The organism is Dyadobacter sp. CY347 (assembly GCF_021502655.1).
Taxonomy (GTDB): Bacteria; Bacteroidota; Bacteroidia; order Cytophagales; family Spirosomataceae; genus Dyadobacter.
Map to the genome: position 1 here is coordinate 139,483 of NZ_JAKFFT010000010.1, position 25,445 is coordinate 164,927.

The window sequence follows — 25,445 nt, forward strand, 5'->3', positions numbered from 1 at the left end:
CTTCTGTCTTTATTTGGTCACCACGACTTTTCCTGTAATAACGGATGACTCACCCGTTGTAGCGGAATTGAGTTTCACTTTATAGATGTAAACGCCTGCGGGACTGTATTCCGATTGCCAATACCATTCCTTAACACCTGTCAACAGGTTCCCAATCTTCTCACTACGCACAAGTATTCCCCTCGAATTGTAGATTTCCCATTGTATGTCTGAAACATTAGTTTCAGCACCTAATGCAGTCTCAAAACGAACAAAATTAGTTGTCGGATTTGGACTTGCAGTGACCGTTAGATTAAGCTTTTCCTTTGGAATTTCGAAACGGATCTGGTAAGCAGATGTTGCAGTGTTGCCCGCTTCGTCAGTCGCATTCACTAGCAATTCGTAAATCCCTGCGTCTTTTATATTTTTAGGCAAATATGAGATTGCTATTGACTTTTGCCCAGCAGCTTCTACTTTCAGCTCACCTGACGAATAATAAACCCGTTTGAAATCGCAACTTTCATCGCCACATTTTTTGATGAAAACTTGAACGTGAGAACTGTCAGATGAAAGACTCCGATCGTCTGCCAATGCTATTGTAATGGAAGGATCTTGGCTCACAATCTCGTCGTTTCTGATATTTCTACCATTAAATTTTACATCCAAGATGGGTGCAATGATATCCTTAGATCCTGTGGTAGGATAGAAATTCTCATTTTTCGCAACTTCCCAATCCACGTCCAGCTCCGAGAAATTATTGGTTTTGCTCAGCTCAGTGATTGTATTCTTCGGATCGATTCTGACTTCTATCTTACGCAGATTCATTTCATTATCAATTTCGGCTACCAGGGTGTCGCCGTATGCAAATGCCGGAACCGTCTTATCGATTGTCTTACTGCTGCCTGCCAGAAAATACGTGATCTGCAAAGGCACAATTTCTTTCCCAATGTATCTGCCCTGATTTTTGAGATACACATTAATGCTAAGCTTCCCGGATGTTCCTATGGTCTTTTGAGGCGACTCAGAGTAAAGTTTAATGCCTTCATCAGAGTCGACGGCGTAGTCTGAGCTGGGAACGGAAACGACTCTTATCGCCGGGTCACCTTGTAAAAGTGATTGATGCACATTCGCAATGGTATAACTATCCTTACTCTCCGAGATCAACTTTTTGGCGAGCAAAACCTGAATCTTGCCGATCGAAAGTCCGGAAGTGGCAGGATCGGTAAAAATGTAGTTATAAAGCTGATTCAGATATTTTGAAGACGGGCTCACAAAGCTTTCAAATGAATTCGCGATGATAGCGATGGCACCTCTATTCGGGCTCAGTATCCAATCCATTGACAAAGTATACCGGTCATTAGCAGTCGGATTCGTATTAAAGCGCGCGCTAAATATATTTCCTACCCCACATCCATTGAAGTACATCATTGGGTACTTTGCATTATTGCTGTAACCCCGGCTAACATCCGTAATGTATCCCATATTCAAATCGGTCACAGTTGTTGAGCCGTGGCCGAAGTAAGTGATAAGCCCTACCCCATTATTCACCTGAGGAGTAATGTTGACCGACTCCACCTCGCTAATCGCCTGCTGTTTTACGAACGGGGTGACTTTTCCGCCAACCAATCCCTTCGTTACCGCCGGTTCAAGGGAAGAAAGCAGGTTTTTGAGCTGAGTAATTTCACTTGCAGTCTTGCCGCCATTCAGGTGTAATATGTTTTTCCGCCAGCCGTAATCTCGCGCTGCATTGTGCTCGTATTCTTTAACTTTGGCCAGATAATCAAGAATGCTTTGGTTTGATATAGCTGGCAACCGTCCAACAGCCATTGCAGGGATGTCTCGCGGAGCGCCCGCAAGTCCTTCAACGAGCAGCACGTCTGACGCGGGAAAACCTATCGTTGGAACTTCGTCAGGCAACTCCCTTACCATTCTCTCATTATATGTAATCGATTTACCTATCAAAAACAGATGCTTATCAAGCGATTTGTCGACAAGCATATAGTCCGCAAATCTTCTGATGGCCAGTGGACTAGGCTCTCCGTAATTGAATTGGTTATAAATGTCTTTAATGTTAACAACCAATGTTTTAAAACCTCCTCCATCTGCTGACGAACGGTAAGTTGCAAACTGATTCGCTCCATCCAGATAATTTTCGCTGGTAATGATAATGTAGTTTGCAGATGTTGGAATTTTTGAAGAAAAATTAATGGCGGAGACCTTACTCTTATCGATAGCAATTGTTTCACTACTTACAAACAGGTTCGCTACTTTGCCTGGCTTTCTTGCGATGCCAAACGTGGCGGAAGTGCCTTGAATGAGTTTTGGTGTGTCAATATCGGAAATGTCCAGTGTTATTGATTTGGCTTGTATTCCTGCAATAACAACTTTGCTTAATGTCTCTGATGCAGCAGGCAGATCAAAATCATGGGATGGCTTTCCCTCCATGGTTAAGGCCTGAGGAAATGTGTGTTTGATGTAAGCGACCGAATAACCATCAACAGGATCGCTACTAACGGATTTTATACTAATCACGCCCTTGCCCGCAGCGTCAACGTCTCCATCTTTCAGATCAAAGGCATATTCCACGCCTGCAAAACCGCTGCTTTTGATAGCATGGACTAGCCTGAGGGTTTCAGCAGTCTTCCCTATAGAAACTTCGATACTTCTATTCCCGCCGCTCCTTCCATGGACAAGCAGCTTTACCGATGGTTTAACGGTTGAGTTGGCTATCAGATTCGTTAGTTGGAACGGATAATTTGTGGCCTTTCCACCCATTGAGACCTTGCCTGTGCGGCTTGCCCCTATTTCAAAATAACTGTTGAAAAATGATGGCCGGAGATATACTGACGTGCTTAATGAATATTCATTTCTGTAAACACTGGTGATAGAAGCATAATGAAACGGAACCGCAGGCACATTAGCTGATTGATTGGTAGTTTCCGCTCTTAATCCCGCTGTCACGCCTATCGTAAGAAAATATGCACTTTGATCTGAATACATGCTCCAATATGGGTTCATCCGCGAACTCATTGGCCGGTAAAGCAATGAGTCACTGGATCCATCATTGGGTACAGCAAAAAATGTTAGTTCATTGTTGGTTGTACTAATTATCGCTACCTGCTTTCCCCGGTGCCACAACTGCATATTTGCCGGCTTGTCCACAGGGAAATCGCTCGGCAATAGGGAAAACGGCAATCTGTGAATCCCCCGCTGGGTAACGCTGACTTTGACATATGGCTTTCCATAAGATATCCAACTGTTGCTGTATGGCGCTCCCCACTGAGCTTTGGAGTCGGGAATTAGAATTATCGTTGTAAGTAAGAGAACTACAACCTTCACAAATCTTCCTAGAAGCATATGTACTACGAATTGAAGTCGCATACCAAGATCTTGATATGCGACTTATTAAAAAAAGCTACTTTTTAACAATCTTCTTCCTGTATACGTCGCCGTTGAAAGTAACGATTTCAACAATATATTCACCCGCTTCCAAACCTGCGAGGGATATCCGGGTGCCACTTTGGCCAGATTTGCGAACCTTCCCCGTTATGTCTATCATGTTATAGCTTTTAACCTTGACAGGTGCATCCAACACAATTTCAGCGAAGTCAGCTGCAGGATTTGGAGAAATCGTCAGGAAGTTATCACTCTCACGAACAACAGAGACAATCGTAGACAAAGTACTTACTCCCGGTATTTCCACACCGTTGACCTTAGTTGCATTGTCAACCTGCTTCAGGCGGTAATAGCTGGTTCCCGACAAAGGCTTCATGTCTGCAAAATCATAATTGCTCTCAGTTTCAGTCGTTCCTTTACCTTCGATACGACCGATTTCTTCGAAATTTTTAGCATTGTAACTTCTCTCCACAATGAAGTATCCGTTGTTCTGCTCAGAAGCCGTTTTCCAGTTTAGCTTAACCCGGTCAAATTCAGCTTTTGCATCGAAAGAAATCAATTTCACAGGCAAAGCTGCGTCCGTGATCAAGATCCGTAAAGCGGGATCTCCCTGAAGAAGGATCTGGTGAACATTCGCTCTATCCACATCGTAATCTCCCATCACTCTGGAATTGTTATCGGCGTTATACTCGTATCCCTCAGCAAGTTTCGTAGCCAGGGCCGCTTGTTTCAGGATTTCTCCAATCGTCCCGCGCTTTGAATCATTCACTGAGAAGATCAATGGATAAAGTCGTGCAAGATATTTATTTGAATTGCTCGCGAAGGCATCCCAGGTATTTCCAAACACTATAATAGCGCCTTTTTTAGGTGCCAGCAGCCAGTCAAGCGACATAGGCCGAACCATATTATTAGGGCTCGTACCAAATAAACCCTGACGACCACTAAAAATATTATTTACGCCGCAACCATTATAGAACAATACAGGGAAATTCTCCGGATTATTATAGTTCTTACCATTATCCATCGCATAACCAGCATTATAGTCGGTCTGGTCAACGCTGCCGTGGCCAAAATACGATACCATACCAACACCCGTACCATTGAGTTCAGTAGCAAACGACATTTGCTGAACACTGCCGGGATTGGCTAGTGGCTTCAATTTCTGAATTGTAGTCCCTGAAAACGGAGCATTGTTGATCTTTGAAGCAATTCCGGATAGATAATTCGCGAAAGCATTGATCTCTGACACCGATTTGCCACCATTCATGTGGATCACATTTTTTCTCCACGACAGGTCTGTCTGCGATTCATATTGAATGATTTTATCCAAATAGCCCATTACCTGATCATTCGAGATAGCAGCAATACGGCCCACCGGAATAGCCGGAACGTCGTTTGGTGTGCCTGCCAATCCGTCAACCAACAGGATATCCGAGCCAGGAAAACCCACAGTCGGAACTTCGTCGGGCATCTCTCTTACTGCGCGTTCAAAATACGTAGTCGATTTGCCGATCAGTAAGAGGAATTTATTCTTGTTACCATCGGAAATCATGTAATCTACATACTTTCTGATCGCTAACGGGCTCGGCTCCCCGTAGTTAAACTGATCGTAAATGTCTTGTATCCTCGTCACTACCGGGCTGAATTTACGCCCCGGCGATGTTTCTGCCCGATATTCTTTATATGCATTCGCAGAAGTAGTGAGTGTATTACTGCATATGATCAGATAGTCATGTGACGACGGCGTTAATTCCGTAAAGACTGGGACACTGATCTTATCCGTTGCTACATTAATAGTCTGGCTTGTTGCAAATAATGTCAGTTTCTGGTCATTTCTGTCAATCGTTAAAGCATTAGCACTTCCGGAGATGATTTGTGGAACATCAGGGTTGCTGATGTTGTACACTTTGGTCAGTGCGGGCGCATTGGTGATCGAAATTTTGGATTGAGAGCCGTTAGTCGTTGCAGGGAACACAAATTCATAGGACGACAGGTTCTGCATATTGATGGCCTGCTCGTATTCAACAGTAAAGTAAGAGATTGAAAATCCGCTTCCTTCTGCTCCTGTGCTTGTAGATTTAAAGCCTAAGGTTCCACCATTCGCATCAAAATCACCGGTCTCTAAGTTGAAAGTATAGTCGTAGTCTTCAAGTTCATTTACATTTAAACTACCCACTTTACGCAGTGTTCCGGCTGTTTTGCCAACATAGATATCTGCGACAGAACTTCCCAGCCTGCTTTTGATGTGAATCGTGACCTTTTTAGGATTTGCTCCGGCTTCATTTTTGATAGCAAATGAAAATGGGACCGGAACGTAGGAGTTTTGATAAATAACAGATTTTGGATTTGAGGTCTGAACCGTCGTGTAAATGTCCCCCATCAACGAAGTTCCTGTTCCCTGCTTCCCTTCCTCAAAATAACTGTTAAATGTAGATGGTCTGTAAAAAGTGGCCGTCGAGTGTGAATACTCGTTCGCATATTTTTTCAGATCGGTCCGGATGTGACTTGTCAGTGTTACTGCTCCCGGGTTAGCAACAACTGCCGGCGTTACCGCCCTAACCCCATTTGTTGATGGATTGATTGTCAGGAAATAGGCGCTTTGATCGGAAAAAGTGCTGTAATACGGGTTTTTGCGTGTCGTAGGTAACCTGTAAAGAAATTCGTCGGAAGCCCCGTCATTTGGAACACCATAAAACAAAATTTCAGATGCATCGGCTTTGATTATGCTAACCTTCTGACCACGGTGCCACATTTCCAGCCTGTCTTTATTCGCATCTTTAAAAGCTTGGGGTAAATTATTAACATCAATTCTGTGGATGCCTTTGGCCGTCACGCCAATTTTAACCCATTCTTGTTGATACTTGCCAGCCAGCCACTCGTTCCCAAAACCACTCCATTGCGCATTAGACTCACTGATAGAAAATAGGAAGAGTAATGAAAAAACTTGAAGAACATTCCATAATCGCAGTGTGTACCAGGTAAAGTTTGTTTTCATAATAAACTATTAGACAGTGTATAAAATGTTAAAATACAAATGGGTTAAACACTCAAAAGATGTTTGTTAAACGATATTTAATGTTGTAGTATGATAAGACAAGCTTATCCAATATATGATATAAATTTACGACAAGTTTTGAGGTTGGCAAATATTACTACTACAACTTGCAATTTTCAAGTAATCGCGTATCAGGGCTTTATCTCAACCTGTTAACCGGAAGTTTCGCTCCTGACACGATTTCAGTTTACCTTATCTTTTACCTTCAATACACCTGAATAACGAATAATTCCTCAGGTTAGACATTGCAATCAATAAAGTTTTAATTGCCTGCATCCAAGAAGTTGTAACCCGTCATAACTTTTATTTTTTTAATTAAACTATTTTCGGGGCAAGATGTGTTGATTACATTGTAGCAGATTATTTATTGTACTATTCCGGGCTTTTGACACCCTGTAACATACCATTTTTTCTCCGATGATTACCAAAAAATCTTCAAAGACGATCGCCCCCGACGTCGTTTTGATAGGGGCCGGTATCATGAGTGCAACTCTTGGAGTTTTACTTAAAAAATTAAATCCGGCGATCTCCATTTCGATCTTTGAAAGGCTGGACAGGGTTACCGCCGAAAGTTCTGACCCATGGAATAACGCAGGAACCGGGCATTCCGCATTCTGCGAGCTGAATTATACACCACAGCTGGAAGACGGCACGGTAGATACGAAAAAAGCGATTAAGATTGCCGAATCCTTCGAAGTCTCCAAGGAATTCTGGGCCTATCTTGTCGAAAATGACATTATTGATTCTCCTGACGCATTTATTCATAACATCCCGCACCTGAGCTTTGTGTGGGGAAATGATAATGTGGAGTATCTCAAAAAGCGTTACGACGGCCTGACCAAACACCATCTTTTCCACGGGATGGAGTATACGGAGGATAAAAGTGAGATCAACTCCTGGATCCCTCTGGTAATGGAAGGAAGAGACCCGGACGAAAAGGTGGCTGCAACGAAAATGGACCTTGGTACGGATGTCAATTTTGGAACGCTTACCAAATTCATGTTTAAATATCTTGAAAAACAGGAGGGCGTTAGTCTTTACTTAAACCACGAGGTTGACGACATTGACAAACGCAAAGATGGTTCATGGCTCATTGAAGTGAAAGACCGTGCGACCAGAAAGACTACACGCGTTCAAACCAAATTTGTGTTCATCGGAGCAGGAGGAGGATCTTTGCCGCTTCTCGAAAAATCAAACATTCCTGAGGGTAAAGGTTTTGGAGGATTTCCCGTGAGCGGCCAATGGCTGGTTTGCAACAACCCCGAGATCATTGAAAAACATCAGGCGAAGGTTTATGGAAAAGCTTCTGTCGGCTCGCCTCCCATGTCGGTTCCGCATTTGGACACCCGGATGATCGATGGCAAAAAAGCACTCCTATTTGGCCCTTATGCCGGTTTTTCAACAAAGTTCCTGAAAAACGGCTCATTCCTGGATCTTCCTTTGTCTATCAAGCTGGACAACATTCGCCCAATGCTCGCCGCAGGGATCCATAACATTCCCTTGACCAAATATCTGATTGATCAGGTAAGACAATCGCCGCAAGACAGGCTGGAAGCACTGAAAGATTACCTGCCTGAGGCAAAATTGGAAGACTGGGACCTTGAAATGGCCGGACAGCGCGTGCAGGTTATCAAAAAAGACAAGAAAGTAGGCGGTGTCCTGGAATTCGGAACCGAAATGGTTACGGCTGCCGATGGTTCACTTGCAGCATTACTGGGAGCTTCCCCGGGCGCCTCAACAGCTGTCTCGATCATGCTGGAACTGATTCAAAAATGCTTCAAAGAAGCCAAATCAGAGGAGTGGCAAGCCGAATTCAAAAAAATCATCCCCTCATTCGGAGAATCCCTATCCAAAAACGCTGAACTGGCAGCAAAAACACGCGCCAGGACGACGGAAATCCTGGAATTAGGCGCTTCACATTATTCTGAGGAGTTTACTGCCTAAAATTTCGGTTCATATTATATTAATGTAAAGTCCCGGCATCGCGTCGGGACTTTTTCATTTCCGTTTAATCACCCTACTTCACCGCCGGCTCATCGCTTTCGCTATTCCTCGCTGTTCCTGACAATATTGGCTTTTAAATTTCACATATCCGCCAGTAACATGAGAACATTCGATTTACAAGTACTCAGCAATCAAAAGCTCAAACTGACTTTCGGCAAGCTTGCATTATCAGCAATGCTACTTTCATGCGGCCCCAGCATCTTCGCACAAAATGTCGGTATCAACACCCAGCAACCCGATCCCAGCTCCGCCCTGGATATTGTTGGCACAGACAAAGGCCTACTGATCCCAAGAGTTTCCCTCCAATCCCTGGCGGACAATGTTACCATTCCAAATCCGGCGACAGCGCTGCTTGTGTATAATACGAATGCGGGATTGGGGAAAATAGGATTTTACTATAATTCCGGAACGGCGGCAGCTCCTGCATGGAGCCGAGTTGGTGGAGACGCAAGTTTGACGCTCCCGTTTTCGCAACTTGGCACAAATAATGGTCCGCTGTTTCTGATTAATAATAACGACGGGAATGGCACGTCAGTTGGTATTAGTGGGCTTGCTGCAAACGCAATCGGAGTAAGAGGAGCTACATTATCAGGAAAAGGTGTGGTCGGCCACGCAGGCTCAACAGGCATAGGAGTTTTCGCATCCGCTACCGACACCGATGGTAAGGCACTGGAAGTGAGCGGTCCGATGAAAATTGGTGGTCCGGGGCAATCACCTGGGAATGGCAAGGTGCTTATGTCTGATGGGAGTGGGAATGCTACTTGGGAGAATATTACGGGGGATGTGGCTTTTCGGGCGAGTGGAATTTTGGGAGGGGGAAATGAGGTGATCGCAGGTAATGGCGTTCCAATAAAGGTTGCTTTTGCTAACCAAAACTATGATCGAGGCGACGATTATAATGACGTGAATGGAAGTCCTCATAGCACCTTTGTTGCACCAGTAAATGGCTTGTATCATTTTGAAACACAATCGTTCTTTGTTGGCTCAACTTACGGTGGTAGTGAATATGAAAACTTTGATCGTACGCTATCTCTTATGCTAACAAGAAATGGTGGGTTGTCAACAATAACAAAATCCGGACAGATGACACGCCTACCCTCATATCTTTCATTATCAGTTGATGTAGAGTTACAGCAAGGTGATCAAGTTCACGTAACTGCAACCTTGGATACACCTAAAATTGATGGACCTAAATCAGATAAGCTCAGCACCTCCTCAGTTGACGCTTCATTCAGCGGCAGATTGCTGTTTAGAAAATGATTGCCAACATCACTGCTTTAAAAGCCAGCCTTCTGAAAACTTGCAACCCATTTAATACAATTGCCGCCATGAAATGCTCTACTTGACGCTAGATGAATGTGGCTTTGCTAATAATTGTACGTCGGCGATGAAGCATTTCGACTACAATTTCGCCCTGGTAGTTGATGTTGTCCAGGGCGGCGAAGATTCGGTCCTAGTTGATTTGGTCGTTGACGGGGTGCCGCGGTCGCTGCCTGATGCGCGGAGAAGTGTAAGTTTTGTTGCCAGCCATAGTGATGATTGCCAGGGCCGCAAGACAGGCTGGAAGCACTGAAAGATTACCTGCCTTAGGCAAAATTGGAAGACTGGGACCTTGAAATGGCGGTGTCCTGGAATTCGGAACCGAAATGGTTACGGCTGCCGATGGTTCACTCGCAGCATTACTGGGAGCTTCCCCGGGCGCCTCAACAGCTGTCTCGATCATGCTGGAACTGATTCAAAAATGCTTCAAAGAAGCCAAATCAGAAGAATGGCAAGCCGAATTCAAAAAAATCATCCCATCATTCGGAGAATCCCTTTCCAAAAACGCTGAACTGGCAGCCAAAACACGCGCCAGGACGACGGAAATCCTGGAATTAGGCGCTTCACATTATTCTGAGGAGTTTACTGCTTAGTCGGACGGCTACATTAATTTAGCTGCTGAGATTATATTTATTTTTTCCCAAAGCGCTGGATTTAGATCCAGCGCTTTGCTTGTTTTTGACCGTACACTCATCCTACTCCACCGCAGGCTCATCGCTTTCATTTTTCTTAGCCTTTCTAGTGAATATTGGACGTTCAAATGTTTCATACTATTCACTCAAAAACGATGAGAAAACTAATTACTCCTCTCGCGATCTCAGCTGCACTCTTTTTCGCCAGCCAAAGCTCATTCGCACAAGGTGTCGGCATTAACACCACCCAACCTGACGCAAGCGCAGCCCTCGACATTACAGGAACAGACAAAGGCTTGCTTATTCCCCGTGTATCGCTGCAATCGCTGACAGACAACACGACAGTTCCTAATCCCGCGACGGCATTGCTTGTTTATAATACAAATGCAGGGTTAGGAAAAGTTGGGTTTTATTACAATTCTGGAACGCCTGCAAATCCTGCTTGGAGTCTAATTAACGGGGGAGGAAGCCTTACACTTCCGTTTTCGCAGCTTGGAACAAATAATGGCCCACTGTTTCTGATCAATAATAATGATGCGAATGGCAATTCAATTGCCATCAGTGGGCTTGCTGTAAACGCAATCGGCGTAAGGGGAGCTACAGTATCAGGCAAAGGTATTGTCGGACACGCAACTTCAACAGGCACAGGAATTTCCGCATCCGCCGCGAATGCCAATGGAAAGGCGCTTGAAGTGAGCGGCCCTATTAAAATCGACGGCCCTGGTCAATCTCCCGGAAATGGTAAAGTTTTAATGTCTGATGCAAATGGCAATGCAACCTGGCAGAATATTTCGGGAGACGTTGCTTTTAGGGCTAATGGTGTCTTGGGTGGTGGAAATCAAAACATAGCACTTGGGGCTACGGCAAAAGTAGTTTTTGAAAATGAAGTCTATGATCTCAATCAAAATTACAACGACGCTAATAGCGCTCCTAACAGCACTTTCATTGCACCAGTTGATGGTCTATATCATTTTGATTTAAACGTTGCCTGGAAAAAGCCACTAAATGTCCCTTCCTTTTACGCGGAGACTCATTTGGTCCGAACACGAGGTGGAGTAAAGGTTGTAATAGCCAGTGACTTTGTGCATAGTGCCGTAGACAATTCATCCAAATTGTCCACCGAGGTTAATCTTTTGGCAGGAGACATGATGCACGTCGAAGTTAAAAATCCCATCACCGAGGGTGGCATTCAACTCTTCACAACAGCAGAGCATAGCTTCTTCAACGGGCGCCTGGTTATCAAACAATAGGTAGTTTTTTATTTATCACCTTTCAGCGCTGCCGATCTATCCCATTTTATTTTTCTTTCAGAGTCCCGGAGCAATTCCGGGACTTTTTCATTTCCGTTTATTCACTCAATCACACCGCCTACTCATCGCTTTTGCTATGCTTGGCTGTTATTGCCAATCTTGGGTTTCCATAAATTTAACATTATCTGCCTATAAACATGAGAGCATTCCATTTACCATTCATGAGCAACCAAAAGCTCAAACTGACTTTCTGCAAGCTTGCATTATCTGCCATTCTACTTTCATCCGCGCCAAGCATTTTCGCCCAGAACGTCGGCATCAACACCACCCAGCCCGATCCCAGCGCTGCTCTTGAAATAGTCGGAACCGACAAAGGTCTGCTAATTCCACGCGTCTCGCTACAATCTCTTACTGATAATACAACGGTTCCCAATCCTGCGCCAGCATTGCTCGTTTACAATACGAACGCAGGACTAGGAAAAACAGGCTTCTATTACAATGCCGGAACGGCGGCAGTCCCTGCATGGAGCCTTGTTGGTGGTGGAGGAAGTTTGACGCTCCCATTTTCGCAATTGGGCACAAATAGTGGCCCGCTGTTTCTAATCAATAATAATGATGGAAATGGCACATCAGTTGGTATTAGTGGGCTCGCTGCGAACGCAATCGGAGTAAGAGGTGCCACATTATCTGGCAAAGGTGTTGTCGGACACACATCCTCAGCAGGCACAGGAGTTTTTGCATCCGCTACCGATACCGATGGTAAGGCGCTAGAAGTGAGCGGCCCAATGAAAATCGCTGGTCCTGGGCAATCACCTGGGAATGGCAAGGTGCTTATGTCTGATGGGAGTGGGAATGCTACTTGGGAGAATGTTGCTGGGAATGTGGCTTTTCGGGCGAGTGGGGTGCAGGGAGGTGGAAGTGAAGTCATGCCAGGCAATGGCCCATCAGTAAAAATTGCCTTCGCTAATGAAAACTATGATTTTGGTGATGACTATAACAATGCTAGTGATACCCCGCACAGTACTTTCATAGCTCCCTTCAACGGCGTATACCACTTTGATGCTCAGTTGACATTTTACAGTACATTCGCATAAGACAATAAGCCATTGCCTTATGACCATTTTATGAGACTGATATTGGTCAGAAATAACGCTTCCTCTGTAATAGCGCAATCCGAAGGATTTATTCATCACAAATTATCGTCCATACTGTCCACGGATATTGAACTTAAATCTGGGGATCAGATTTTTGTGGATGCGTCGGTAGGAACAGACATAGGAGGATCAATTAGAGTAAATCCAGAGCAGTCTTTCTTCAATGGTCGTCTCTTGTTTAGAAAATAATCCAAACTTGGGTAGCACTCTCATTAATCCAGTATAGCTATAACCTCTTCCAGACAACTCGGCAAAACCCAAATTGTAATCGGAGTAGAATTTACTACCGTCAAATCGCTAACCACCGCAAAAACCGCAACCCATCCACCGCTATCGCCTCCTTCGAAGGCTCCACCTGCCTCCATATCGAAGCAGCCTTGGCAATCACTTTCACATCGGGGGTGAAAGATTCAATAACAATGTCGCCCTGGTAGTTGATGTTGTCCAGGGCGGCGAAGATTCGGTCCCAGTTGATTTGGTCGTTGCCGGGGGTTCCGCGGTCGCTGCCGGATGCGTGAAGGAGGGCGAGTTTGTTGCCGGCCAGTTTGATGGCTTGGGCTGGGTCCTTTTCTTCCAGGTTCATGTGGAAGGAATCGAGGTGCACCATTAATGCTTCGCTTCCTACGTCTGCGATTAGTTTAAGGACTTGCTCACAGGTGTTGATGAAATCGGTTTCGTAGCGGTTAAGGGGTTCTAAGGCTAATTTTACATTGCGTTCGGTGGCGTAATTGGCCAGGATTTTAAGGTTCTTTACGGCGGTGCTCCATTGTTTTTGCCTTTTGTCTTCTGGATAAAGGTCAGCACGACCGACAGATGAATAGATGGGACCGGCGACGAGCTGACTCCCCAAGACCGGCGCAATGTCGATTAATGTCTGGACGTATTCCAGCGAAGTAACCTGTTCTTTCCGGTTGCCGCGCAGGTCACGGCCGGGGCAGGTTGCTGCGCATACGGAGCGACATTCCAGATCATTATCGTCAAGTGCTTTCCTGACAAATTCGGCATCAATGTTCGAAGGCTCTTCCACCGCGATTTCTACGAAATCAAAGCCCCATTCCTTGAACTTCGGAAAAAAGGAAACGCTTTCATTGGTAAATGGGGAGGAGAACAGATACGTATTAATGCCGAATTTCATATTAGCGACTTTGAGTAAAGATGCGAACCCCCTTTTTATTTCCGGTAACAATGTCGAGCAGCCCATCATTGTTCAGATCTTCCACTGTGACATGCAGACCTACTCCCGAATCATTGTCAATTTCGTGCCGGGTCCAGCTTGGGACTTTACCAGGCTTGTATTCAAACCAGTAAACAACTGCCGGCTCAAATTCGCCGGGATCATTTCCGTGGTGGGCGAAATAGCGCTTACCGGTTATAAAATCAATGTTCCCGTCACCATTAACGTCCGCCAGAGCCAGTCCGTGCGTTTGCGAGAATGTGTTGTCAATGCTGTGGTGACGCCAGGTTGCATTGCCTTGTTCGTCTTTGCCCTGCTCATGCCACCAAATGCCATAATCGTGTGCTGACGCGCTCAAAACGTCATTCAAACCATCGCCGTTAAGATCCATCACATACATTTGAGAACAATCCTTACCCAGATCCGCAGGATGAAATTTCCAGTCCTCATCTTTTGCAACTTTGGCTGGACCTTCTGCCGGACCTTCCCACCAGCCATTTTTCACCAAAACATCTTTCCTTCCATCCCCATTGATATCGCCATAACCGATGCCATGCGTGTACATATGCGTAGCATTGTTTGGATCGTTACTTATTGTGAATTTCTCCCATTCCGTCTCTCCCTTTTTGGACGGACAACGCAGCCAGATCACTTTTTTAGCCGTCGGATCATTGCCTAACAAATCCAAACGACCGTCTCCATCGATATCCACCAACATAGGCGATTCATTCCCGACCGAAGAATGGATCACGTGCGTGGGCCAGTAACCTGGTTTTCCTTTCGGATTTTCGTGCCAAACAGATGCTTTCCCAGGCCAGTCAATGCGGATAAGATCAATCCAGCCATCCTGGTTTACGTCCATAGCGAAATCCAGAAATGAATCGCTGTACCCGCCATTGACGATAAATGAATCGGGTTTGGCAAGCTCATGCGCTTTCCAACTGGGTGCTTCAAACCAATATGCGCCTGCAAGAATGTCTTTTTTCCCATCCTTGTTTACATCCCCCATGGCTGCGCCTTCGGAAATGAATTTTTTGATTAAAACCTGCTTTTTAAATGAGACAGTCTTGCCCTTCTTTGCTTTGGTCTGTGCTTGCAACGCCTGGACCGAAAGCATTAAAACCGGGATCAGGAAAAGCCATTTTAACTGTTTTGCAATTGTTCTCATTTATCAAGGATTTAGATTTCTTTCTTTAAAAATGAAAATAGTGACGATTTTACTGCCGCCAAATCTTAGTTAAGGTCAAGTATTTTCAATCAAACCTTATTGGGTGGAAATAATCTGTCGTCCTAACTTTCTAGTCGCTGCTTTTCTTGTGTTTTAAACCGTTTAATAAACCGGTTCCACCGAAGGCTTATCGGCTTCTTCGTTATACCTCATTCCCACCCATATTGAACCTTCGAATGTTTCACACTATTCAAACCAAGACGATGAGAAAACTAATTACCCCATTTGCCATCTCGGCCGCACTTTTATTTGCCAGCCAAAATATTTTCGCCCAAAACGTCGGCATTAACACAACTCAACCCGAACCAAGCGCAGCGCTTGACATTGTTGGACCAGACAAAGGTTTGCTTATTCCAAGAGTTTCGCTGCAATCCCTCACAGACAATACAACAGTCCCTAATCCCGCAACTGCATTGCTTGTGTATAATACCAATGCGGGATTGGGAAAAGCAGGGTTTTACTACAATTCCGGAACGGCAGCAAATCCTGCTTGGAGCCTGATCAACGGAGGCGGAAGCTTAACACTTCCGTTTTCACAGCTTGGTACAAACAATGGTCCACTGTTTCTGATCAATAATAATGATGCGAATAGTAATTCGATTGCTATTAGTGGGCTTGCGGTTAATGCTATCGGTTTAAGAGGAGCAACATCATTGGGTAAAGGGGTTGTTGGCCATTCAGCCTCAGCAGGCACAGGGGTTTTTGCTTCCGCTGCAAATGTTAACGGAAAAGCGCTGGAAGTAAGCGGCCCAATTACAATCGCTGGCCCAGGTCAGTCGCCTGGGAATGGTAAAGTGCTTACCTCTGATGCTAGTGGGAATGCAACTTGGCAAGCAGCCTTAGAGAGAGTAGCCTTCAAGGCTGCCGGTATTCCGCCAAATGGAAGCCAAAGCATTCCCTCCGGTGCAAAAGTGAAGGTTGCTTTTGCTAATCAAGAGTACGATCTGAATTCTAACTATAATGATATTAACGGATCTCCGCACAGCACGTTCATAGCACCTATTGATGGTATCTACCAATTTAATTTAAAGTTAGCCTGGAATTCTAATGGTGTAACTGAATCATACAGAACTTACACAAGAATAGTAAGAACAAGAGCAGGAAACCCTATTGATGTGTCGTTCGAATCTCTCGAAAGCACGTTTGATGGATCATCCAAGACCTCGGTAGATTTGCAATTAATTCAGGGAGATATGATACACGTCGAGGTCGAGAATGCTGGTTCGGAGAATTTAGGGATTTTTATAAACAATGAATCAAGCCACTTTAGCGGGCGTCTTGTATTACAACAGTAAGTAATGAGGCTTAAATCTTAGCGCAACTTTGTATACTTCAAATGAAAATCCCTCAATAGCATCGACTACACAAGACTTATATCGCCAACCCCTGTAAAAAACACAGTCAACCCATCGCGATCGCCTCCCAAGTTACCTCTGGGGTCGAGGGTGCGATAACAATGTCGCACCTTTAGTTGATGTTGTCCAGGGCATCGAAAATGCGATCCCAGTCGATTTGGTCGTTGCCGGGGTTCGTTGGTCGCTGCCGTTGCATTGAGAACGGTGAGAAAAGCCATTTTAATCGCTCGCAATTATTCTCATTTATCAAGGATTTAGTTTCATATTATAAAAAAGAAAAGCAAGCCAGTTTAGTGCCATGTACTCAAACGCCGTCACAACTACTCCCTCAAATAATTCCCATATCCAACTATCAAAACAGACAACACAATCACCAGAATACCCGAAATAATCGTCCTAAGCGTTTTCTTGCTGATTCCTTTCCATTCTTTCAGGATCAGTCCCCACGAATTAGCGACTAATATGATGAATGCCATGTGTAGGATCCATGAGCTTGGGCCGTTGCCTAGTTTGCTTTCGCCCATGCCGTAGAAGAAAAATTGCAGGAACCAGGTTGTGCCGGCGAGGGCGGAGAAAATGTAGTTGGATAGCAATGGCGTGCGTGAATCGGTGTAGTTGCCGAATGTTTTGTTGCGTGCGTTTAGGAGCATGCACCAGATAAAGTTGGTGGTAAGCCCGCCCAGGAGAATCACGACATATGTCACATTGTTTTGGAATAAAAATTCTCCCTGGTCCGGGTTCAGCGCTTTCCAGGCTGCATTGGCCTCTTCTGCCATCACTTTTCCTGCATCAATTCCGAAAGCGAAACATGCGCTCAGTACGCCGGAAATGATCGAAACGGTAAGCCCGAGGCCGATTTTGAATTCTGTTTTATCATCAGCAATGTATCCGGATTTTTTAAGATCGCTGTCCTTCATCGAACCGGCTTTTCCACAAATGATAATGCCGATCACGCAGACGAGCAGGCCTAGTAGCACCATTTGTCCCCAGCTGTTTGTGAACAAATCAGAGATCGTGTCTTTTCCCGGTCTGGGTGAAAATTGATAGTAAACCGAAGGAATTAATGCGCCAAAAACGGAGCAAAGGCCGAGAATAATGGAACTTCCGAGCGAGACGCCGAGATAGCGGACGCCTAACCCGTAAGTGAGTCCACCTATGCCCCACAAAACGCCAAAAATGTAAGTGATTAGTAAAATGCCTCCGTCGGTGGCGGCAATGATGTCGGTGAAGCCGGGAATGGTCAGATAGGCTGCCAGCGGTGGAACGATGAGCCAGGAAAACAGTCCGCCGACGATCCAATAGGACTCCCAGGCCCAGCCTTTGACTTGTTTGTATGGAATGTAAAAGCTGCCGGAAGCAAAACCGCCAATAAAATGGAAAATGACGCCGAGAAGAGCTTGCATGAAAATGAATTTTACCTTGTAAGTGCTTTCACGCGGCTATCTACTTGCTAATTGGCCACCATCACTTTCCGGACCACACGGGTGGTTCCTGATTTTATTTCAACTAAATACAACCCCGCAGGCCAATGTTCGGTAACGATTTCCTGCTCGATATTCGCACTCAGCTTTTGATCCCGAACGATTTTCCGGCCGGCTACACTGACAATGTCAAACGTTGCGGGTTTTGAGGATTTAATCTTTAAATAATTTGCTGCCGGATTCGGAAAGACATTGATCAGCAGCTCTACGGCTGGTTCGTTACCGGTAATGGTCACAGGCACAATGTTGGTCAGTAACCGGAGGCCACCGGCATTACTGCCGACGGCAATATCAGGCTTTTTATCACCATTATAATCCCCTACCCCTAACGCCAGATAGTTTCCAAATGAAGGTGCCGCAGGTTTTCCGTTCTGCTCCACAAGCAGCGTTTCACGCTCGGTCCATTTACCCCAGTCGGCGCCGTGAAAAAGACGAATGTTGCCTGTATGATCGGCAGTCAGGATATCGGCACGGCCATCGAGATCGAAATCTGCTATGGCTAACTGCGGTGACCGGCCTTCAAAACTGATGGTAACCCCTGCAAAAGCATCGCTTTCGAGCTTGAATGCGAACTGCTTGTTGGTTCCTGTGTTAGTATAATAATAAAGATTTCCCTGCGTCTTGCCCACGAGCAAATCCAGGTCACCGTCCCCGTCTACATCGTAAAAATGAGGTGAATCGCCCGTTTGGGATTCCGCAGGCATCGCAATGGTTACCGCATCGGAAAGATTTAGCTGGGCTGGTGCGCCTGCCGGTGCTTTGTTGGGGATATAGCGATATTCCAGTTTTAGTGTTGAGGTTGACGTGGCGGCAAAACCCAGGTCTGTGACGCCATCGCCATTAAAATCAGCCCATTGCGGCTTAATGTTGTAAATGCCAAATGCCGATGCCAGGTTCAGATAATTCTCAGATTCCACTTCAAATGTTGGCGTCGTGTTGTTTCCCGTATTTTTCAAAAGCCAGAAACCGCCTTTGAACCCTGTTTGCCTGGGAATCCCGCCTGTCCCGACGAGCATATCCAGGTCGCCGTCACCGTCGATATCAAAAAACGAAGGCGCTGCATTTTCGCCGACATCCAGCATTTGATCTTGTAAAAAGTTCTTTTTGATAAGCTTAAAATCCGGCTTTGCGTCCGTTCCTGCGTTTTGATAAAACCATCCCGAAGATTTGAAATCGGTCATATTACCATCATTGGAAGGCACATTAGGCGCGATAAGCAGGTCTTTTTTTCCATCAAAATCCACATCTTCCATAAATGCGGCAGGGAAAATGTGCAAAAGCACGGGGTTAACAGCCGGATAAGTGTTGGTATAAGCCGTAAAATTGCCAATCAAACCGCTTGCCGAATTGGATAAAAACGAAATGTGCTCATTGCTGACGTGCCCGACTAACAAATCCTTTTTGCCATCCCCATTCAAATCCCGCAACAGAATAGAATTACCCGCATGCATTTCGCGGTTACCCGATTTTATAGTCACCCCGCAGTCTAATCCAAAATCAAAACCCTCGTTCGTGCCTTTATGAAAATTCCCCCAGCAATCACCATTGCGTTGAAAAGCAGGATTCTGCGCATTACCCAAACTGTCTGGCTTGCCAAACTTCTCCATACTCAGGTTCTGGTGCAACTCAATGTAGTTTCCGGAGAAATCAAACAGCAACAGGTCCAGATCACCATCGTCGTCCACATCCACAATGCCTGGAATGTCCGTTCCGGAAACCTGCAAATTGATATTTCCTGAAAAACCTTTGGTATAAAGCACTTCCTGCACTTGCTTAAATGTCCAGGATTGCGACGTTTTATCTTGTCTGTAAACACTGATTCCCAGCGATGTGCTCGTAAAAAGATCCTTTTGCCCATCCCCATCGTAATCTGCAAGGATCATCCAGTTGTCGGCTTTTGGGAAAAGCGACTCGTAATAAGGCGCGTGAATGAATGTCTTTTTGCCTGGATTAAGCGGATCAGCGGCGGCCAGGAATGTGGTAATCTTGCTGTTTGTGCGATCATACACGACCAGGTCCTCGTCCGCATCACTGTTTAAATGCATTTTCAGGAACTGTGAAGCATTCAGCCCGCCCGCCCAGGGATTGTTCAGTTTTGCGCCTTTGGATGTTACACTGGTCAGGGTGTCAAGTTTAAACCATGCCTTTTGCGAAAAAGCATTTGAATGCGTTATAATGTAAAAAAGGAAGAGGAAAAAGGAGGTAAATTTCGTTCGCATCGTTGAGAAATAATCTATTAGTTTTGCGGTTCGCGCCGCGCGCGGACGCTGCCCGAAGGTTTACTGATCTGGCTTTTAAACCTAACGAAATAAGCGGTTATAACTTTATATTGATTCCCGATTTCATGTATACTTCGACCGAAACGCTTTATAACCATTTCCAAAACGGCGCTGCCATTTCTACCGACACGCGCAAAATCAGCGAAGGCTGCCTCTTTTTCGCATTAAAAGGCGATAATTTCGACGGCAACCAATACGCAGCAGAAGCATTGAGCAAAGGTGCCGCATATGCGGTCGTGGACGATTTGGAAGTAGTTTCTAATGAGCGCTTTTTGTTGGTTGAAAATGTACTTGAAGCGTTACAGGACCTGGCGCGGCATCACCGTAAAACCTTTACATTCCCGGTGATCGCGTTAACCGGCTCCAACGGAAAAACTACGACAAAAGAGCTGATTGCAAAGGTGTTATCCATGAAATACAACACTTACGCGACCAAAGGAAACCTGAATAACCACATTGGCGTGCCGCTGACGATCCTGTCCATTGACCCGGCGAAACACGAAATGGCGGTTATTGAAATGGGCGCGAACCATCAGCAGGAAATTGCGTTGCTAAGCACCATTGCTATTCCCACGCACGGCCTGATCACCAACATTGGTAAGGCGCATCTCGAAGGGTTTGGCGGAATCGCGGGCATTATGAAGGGAAAAGGCGAACTTTTTGATTTTCTTTCCAAAAAGAAAGGCACCGTTTTCGTGAACACCAAAGACGATGTGGTCATGGAAATGGCTAGCAAGCGCCGGGCTTTTGGAGAGATTGTCTTTTACTGCTCGGATAATAGTGCTGTTAATCCGGTTTTGGTGCAGGAAAGTCCTTTTGTAATTTATCAAAACAATGGAAAAACAGTATCTACGCAGCTGACCGGCGGATATAACTTCGATAACATGTGTGCTGCGCTAGCCATTGGAAAGCATTTCGGCGTTGAAGATAGTGATGCTAATGAAGCTGTTTCCACTTACAAGCCGGACAATAACCGTTCGCAAATCGTCAAAAAAGGGAGCAATACGGTGATTATGGATGCTTATAATGCGAACCCTTCGTCCATGTCCGCCGCCGTCGCCAACTTTGCCAGCATTGACGCGCCACGGAAAATGCTGATCCTGGGCGATATGTTTGAGCTAGGCGAAGCGGCTCCCGCAGAGCATCTGGCATTGGGTGAACAGATCGCAAAAAACAAATTTGACATTGTGATCCTGGCCGGCTCCCTAATGCAGCACGCATTGCCTGCATTGCCCAAAGCTTACTATTTTCCGGACAAATTTTCGCTGCATAACTGGGTGATGGACAATCCGCAGGAAAATACATACATTCTTATTAAAGGTTCGAGAGGCATGGCGCTGGAAACTGTGCTGAACCTCATGCCGGAATGAATTTTATAATTTAAGTAATTATTAGTTAAATTATATTGGATCAATCTATCCAATCATTGATAAAATTGATAAATATCAGTTTTTCATAAATAAAATCAAATCCATTTGATTCAAACAACTCTTTCCTGATATAGTACCAGGTGAAAAGTTGCCTCATGCGCGTGCCGGTTGTAGATTTGTATCACTAAAAAGTACAAAAATATATAACCAACGCATACCATGTCAAACAGGATTTTATCCGTGGGATCTACCTTCCCTTCATTTAAAAAAACATCCGTTGTTTCTCTTGAAAAAGGAAACGAATTCTACGATATTACCTCAGAGGATCACAAGAACGCTGAAAAGTGGATGGTAATGTTCTGGTGGCCAAAAGATTTCACTTTTGTATGCCCTACTGAAATTGCTGAGTTTGGCAAGCACGTTGAAGACTTCGCTGACCGCGACACAATGTTGATCGGTGCGTCTACTGACAGCGAGTTTGTTCATTTGGCTTGGAGAAAAAACCACGACGATCTTCGCGACCTTCAATTCCCAATGTTAGCTGACACTTCCAAGTCTCTGGCAGAAGAATTGGGGATTCTTGAAGCAAATGAAAAAATTGCTTACCGCGTAACATACATCGTTGATCCACAAGGAATTATTCGTTGGGTGAGCGTTAACGACCTGAATGTTGGCCGTAACGTTAACGAAGTGATCCGCGTTTTGGATGCTTTGCAAACAGACGAACTTTGCCCTTGCAACTGGGTTAAAGGAGAAGCAACATTAGCTTAATCACAACCAAAAATGTATCCATTCGCAACAACAGGAAATACGAAAGATTCCCTGTATAAAGAAATGAACCTGCCAGCCGAATTTGAAAGCGTGCTGATCAACAAGCTGGCGGCACTGGACCACCGTTATCTCAAAGATTTAAAGATCAATGTTGGTAATGTGCTCAAATCGCAGACATTAAACCGTAAAGAAGCGCTTCTGATCGCTCTTTCGGTGGCTGTGAATGAGAAAAACGCAGTATTAATTACTGCGCTTGAAGAACTTGCGGTGAATGAAGGTGCGGACGAAAAGGAAATTGCGGAAGTTACAGCCTGCGTTTCTTTGATGAATGCGAACAACGTTTTTTATCGTTTCAGGCATTTCATGCACAAGGAATTTTACGATAATGCGCCTGCGGGAATCAAAATGAGCATTATGGTGAACCCGGTGCTGGGTAAAGAATTCTTTGAGCTGCTGAGCCTTGTTGTTTCCGCATTAAATGGTTGCGAAATGTGTGTGACTTCACACGAGCAATCGGTGCTGAACCACGGCGGAACGCCAGCGCGTATATTCGACGCGGTAAGGGTTGGCGCCATTTTCAAGAGCTTTTCAGTTTTGGTGTAAATAAAACTTTCCGGCCCTTTAAAGGGCCGGAAAGTCTGCACTACTACTCTTTACTCCGTAACTTTTATTCTGAATAACTGATAATGGCAAGGTTATTCCCCCACATGGTCTCCGGCTCGAAATCAATGACAAGCTCGTTTTCATATGTGTCCTCGGAAAAGTGCTTTCTGAGCGTGATAGGCATTTTACCCGCTTCTCCATTGTAATAAGCGGTCATGATGTATCGGCCGAGAGGAATGTCTACCAATTTGCTATAGTCACTCGTGTGAGGCTTTCCATGCTTCATTTTCAGCGTTTTACCTTTTGAACCATCGATGAGGTTACCAACCGGCACGAGCGTGAATTCAATGTTTTCAGAATCATAAATGGTGCTCATCAGATCTTTATTGATTTCGATCGTCACGCCATAATATCCTTGCGCTTCCACAGGCCGCTGGCCCGTCAGTTTCCACTGGAAATTCCTGACTGCGCCATTGATGCTAAACTCCTCATAAACATCAGGATGCAGGTCCAGTTCATATTCACGGCCATTGTATTTTTTAACAATGTGCGCTGAGGCCATGAATGTGCCCACTTTCGGCAACTGGATCTTATAATTGCCATTCTCATCCGACGAGCCGATTGAGTAAGAGGCATAGAACATCGTATTATCTACCACCACTTTCACACCTGGCATCGGCGAACCGTCCGTGTTTGTGATTTTTCCGGTGGTATATCCTTCTTCCGAGCCCACCTCATCCGGAGACGGACTTCCCGAATCTTTGCAGCTGACCGCAATGAGCACCAAAAACGCCCATTGAAATAAAAATGAAATGCGTTTCATCATTTGGTGATTTTCTGCAATTCTGTGGTGGAAATTTCGTCGTCGGAAGTTTCAATGGTCTTCACGATGCCCACGCCGGGAGCCGTCCAGAGTTCAACGGTGTACACAAATTCCTTTTCTTCAACCGGGATGAAAAGGCTTGATAATTTCATGTACATCTCATATTTGTACTCCCATTTTGTGCAGTTGAATGTTCCCGCCGCGGTTGTGACTGTTTCCTGTTTGGTCGCTTTTCCATCCATATAAGTGATTTTGGTTTCCAAATCTGCTTCTATCGAGTTGTCTTCGTCTATCGGGATTAACAATTGCAAACCGATTTCCATAGGCTGCTTGCTGAAAGTGATGTTGCTTCCCACAGTGCCTTTGTTTTCCATCATCTGCTTCTGCGGAAAACCTTTCATGGTCACATTCTCAATCGTAGCAAATTCCTCAGTATTAGCATATAGCGCATTGATTGCATCTTCATAAAACAACTCGTAAGTGGTCACGCCGTCTTTGCTGAATGCCCGGTTTTTGGTGGTTACAAACACATTTCCCTCCTTGATCTCATTTTCAATGTCATAAACTGAAATGCCCGAGGAATCTTTTACACTCACCACTTTCATTGTGGAGCTGCTTTTTGAGCCGTCGCTTTCGGAGATCCTGTATGTGTAAATCTCGTCCTTATTTGGCAGGAACGCTTTGTCTTCCGTGGCCGGATTGCCGTCGTCCGGCTTAATGTTGTCTTTGTCGTCCTTGCAGGATGCGAACGAGAGCGCGGCGATGGCCAGCGCAAAAAATGCCTGCCGGGTCTGACGGGCGATAGTAAAGGACAATTGATTTTTATTCAACATGGCTTTTGTAAAAATTAAATTATGGAACGGAATATATTATACGTGTTAAGATTCGATTACCTGATTTTGAAAACGAGATGGATCATTAGTAAAAGAAACCCTGCAATGGAGAGATAGCCTCTGATCAGGATGAATTTGAGCCACTCGGCCCTTACCCCTATAAACTCGGCTTCCGTATCCAACATATCGCTGTTAATCAGCGTATTAACGGGTTCGCTGAATTTCAGGATCAGCACCATATCCACCACCAGAAACAAAAAAGCAAGCAAAACTGGCGCGTAGGACAGAAATCCCGCATTTTTATCACTCATCAAGAACCATATGAACATCATGGCTAATGCTGACAGATAAAGCATTTTAAATCTGCCCCGCACAATCGGATCAACGGCTTTGCGAAGCTCCATAAAGTCCTCGGATGGAATGTTATACAATGCTTTTCCAAAACCGAAATGATAAAATGCGCCTTGTGCGGCAATGAAAAAGTAAAGCGTAATACCAATGATCCTGACTAGGGAAATCTGCTCAATTTGTTTCATACAATTTTTGAATAGAGGCTTTTGTTGAATCCCGAGAGAGCTCTGCCGCGAGTTTCCTGTTCAGATATCGCCTAACGAAAAGTCTGTTAATGTCCAGATTCGTGGGCTCGATAGTGGTTGAAACAAGATGGTTGCTGTTTGCATAATACCGCACGATTGTACCGGCTTGTCCCGGCCTGCTTTCTGTAATCCAAAAGCCGGT

The 25,445-nt window shown here is 45.1% G+C and carries 19 protein-coding genes; 9 read left to right on the forward strand and 10 right to left on the reverse strand.

Annotated elements, in window-relative coordinates; genetic code table 11:
* Window positions 1–9: 9 nt before the first annotated feature.
* Both L0659_RS23585 and L0659_RS23590 read right to left on the reverse strand, forming a co-directional pair.
* Entirely contained in the window at window positions 10–3,336 is a 3,327-nt protein-coding gene (locus L0659_RS23585; protein WP_235129033.1) for a C25 family cysteine peptidase, read from the reverse strand.
* Window positions 3,337–3,394: 58 nt separating this feature from the next.
* Entirely contained in the window at window positions 3,395–6,370 is a 2,976-nt protein-coding gene (locus L0659_RS23590; protein WP_235129034.1) for a C25 family cysteine peptidase, read from the reverse strand.
* 477 nt (window positions 6,371–6,847) lie between these two features.
* Between L0659_RS23590 and L0659_RS23595 the strand changes: the two genes are divergently transcribed.
* Window positions 6,848–8,374 (forward strand): malate:quinone oxidoreductase, encoded by a 1,527-nt coding sequence (locus L0659_RS23595; protein ID WP_235129035.1) that lies wholly within the window; start codon window positions 6,848–6,850, stop codon window positions 8,372–8,374.
* 159 nt (window positions 8,375–8,533) lie between these two features.
* Window positions 8,534–9,694 (forward strand): hypothetical protein, encoded by a 1,161-nt coding sequence (locus L0659_RS23600; protein WP_235129036.1) that lies wholly within the window; start codon window positions 8,534–8,536, stop codon window positions 9,692–9,694.
* A 193-nt stretch (window positions 9,695–9,887) separates the two neighbouring features.
* Here L0659_RS23600 and L0659_RS26570 read toward each other — a convergent pair whose 3' ends face one another.
* A complete protein-coding gene (locus L0659_RS26570; protein WP_409019427.1) occupies window positions 9,888–10,157 on the reverse strand; it encodes a hypothetical protein in 270 nt (89 codons plus the stop codon).
* Here L0659_RS26570 and L0659_RS23605 point away from each other — a divergent pair.
* The 3 genes from L0659_RS23605 to L0659_RS23615 all read left to right on the forward strand — a co-directional run bounded on the left by L0659_RS23605 (window position 10,081) and on the right by L0659_RS23615 (window position 12,730).
* Window positions 10,081–10,347: a malate:quinone oxidoreductase gene (locus tag L0659_RS23605; protein ID WP_409019399.1), complete on the forward strand. Its 267-nt coding sequence runs from the start codon at window positions 10,081–10,083 to the stop codon at window positions 10,345–10,347. The genes L0659_RS26570 and L0659_RS23605 overlap by 77 nt on opposite strands.
* Window positions 10,348–10,541: 194 nt before the next feature.
* Window positions 10,542–11,636: a hypothetical protein gene (locus L0659_RS23610; RefSeq protein WP_235129037.1), complete on the forward strand. Its 1,095-nt coding sequence runs from the start codon at window positions 10,542–10,544 to the stop codon at window positions 11,634–11,636.
* 197 nt (window positions 11,637–11,833) lie between these two features.
* Window positions 11,834–12,730: a hypothetical protein gene (locus L0659_RS23615; protein WP_235129038.1), complete on the forward strand. Its 897-nt coding sequence runs from the start codon at window positions 11,834–11,836 to the stop codon at window positions 12,728–12,730.
* Window positions 12,731–13,079: 349 nt separating this feature from the next.
* On the opposite strand, the gene L0659_RS23620 is transcribed toward L0659_RS23615, so the two are convergent.
* Window positions 13,080–13,925 (reverse strand): sugar phosphate isomerase/epimerase, encoded by an 846-nt coding sequence (locus L0659_RS23620; RefSeq protein WP_235129039.1) that lies wholly within the window; start codon window positions 13,923–13,925, stop codon window positions 13,080–13,082.
* Window position 13,926: 1 nt separating this feature from the next.
* Window positions 13,927–15,132, reverse strand: a complete 1,206-nt coding sequence (locus L0659_RS23625) for a VCBS repeat-containing protein (protein WP_235129040.1) — start codon at window positions 15,130–15,132, stop codon at window positions 13,927–13,929.
* Window positions 15,133–15,395: 263 nt separating this feature from the next.
* Between L0659_RS23625 and L0659_RS23630 the strand changes: the two genes are divergently transcribed.
* Window positions 15,396–16,487: a C1q-like domain-containing protein gene (locus L0659_RS23630; protein ID WP_235129041.1), complete on the forward strand. Its 1,092-nt coding sequence runs from the start codon at window positions 15,396–15,398 to the stop codon at window positions 16,485–16,487.
* Window positions 16,488–16,867: 380 nt separating this feature from the next.
* Here L0659_RS23630 and rhaT read toward each other — a convergent pair whose 3' ends face one another.
* Window positions 16,868–17,950: an L-rhamnose/proton symporter RhaT gene (gene rhaT, locus L0659_RS23635; RefSeq protein ID WP_235129042.1), complete on the reverse strand. Its 1,083-nt coding sequence runs from the start codon at window positions 17,948–17,950 to the stop codon at window positions 16,868–16,870.
* 47 nt (window positions 17,951–17,997) lie between these two features.
* Window positions 17,998–20,247 carry a T9SS type A sorting domain-containing protein gene (locus tag L0659_RS23640; RefSeq protein WP_235129043.1) on the reverse strand — a complete coding sequence of 750 codons (2,250 nt, stop codon included), beginning with the start codon at window positions 20,245–20,247 and terminating at the stop codon, window positions 17,998–18,000.
* Window positions 20,248–20,372: 125 nt separating this feature from the next.
* Here L0659_RS23640 and murF point away from each other — a divergent pair, with 125 nt between their 5' ends.
* The 3 genes from murF to L0659_RS23655 all read left to right on the forward strand — a co-directional run bounded on the left by murF (window position 20,373) and on the right by L0659_RS23655 (window position 23,051).
* Entirely contained in the window at window positions 20,373–21,677 is a 1,305-nt protein-coding gene (murF, locus tag L0659_RS23645; protein ID WP_235129170.1) for a UDP-N-acetylmuramoyl-tripeptide--D-alanyl-D-alanine ligase, read from the forward strand.
* Window positions 21,678–21,896: 219 nt separating this feature from the next.
* Window positions 21,897–22,448, forward strand: coding sequence for a peroxiredoxin (locus tag L0659_RS23650; RefSeq protein ID WP_235129044.1), 552 nt, complete (start codon window positions 21,897–21,899; stop codon window positions 22,446–22,448).
* Window positions 22,449–22,460: 12 nt separating this feature from the next.
* A complete protein-coding gene (locus L0659_RS23655; RefSeq protein WP_235129045.1) occupies window positions 22,461–23,051 on the forward strand; it encodes a carboxymuconolactone decarboxylase family protein in 591 nt (196 codons plus the stop codon).
* A 64-nt stretch (window positions 23,052–23,115) separates the two neighbouring features.
* Here the strand turns inward: L0659_RS23655 and L0659_RS23660 are convergent, their stop codons facing one another.
* From L0659_RS23660 to L0659_RS23670, 3 genes are read right to left on the reverse strand one after another with little or no spacing between them, the layout of a single operon-like run.
* Complete coding sequence (locus L0659_RS23660) at window positions 23,116–23,877, reverse strand: carboxypeptidase-like regulatory domain-containing protein (RefSeq protein ID WP_235129046.1); 762 nt, start codon at window positions 23,875–23,877, stop codon at window positions 23,116–23,118.
* Entirely contained in the window at window positions 23,874–24,707 is an 834-nt protein-coding gene (locus L0659_RS23665; protein ID WP_235129047.1) for a hypothetical protein, read from the reverse strand. The genes L0659_RS23660 and L0659_RS23665 overlap by 4 nt, the downstream gene beginning before the upstream one ends.
* Before the next feature lie 56 nt (window positions 24,708–24,763).
* Complete coding sequence (locus L0659_RS23670) at window positions 24,764–25,243, reverse strand: hypothetical protein (RefSeq protein WP_235129048.1); 480 nt, start codon at window positions 25,241–25,243, stop codon at window positions 24,764–24,766.
* Window positions 25,244–25,445 lie beyond the last annotated feature (202 nt).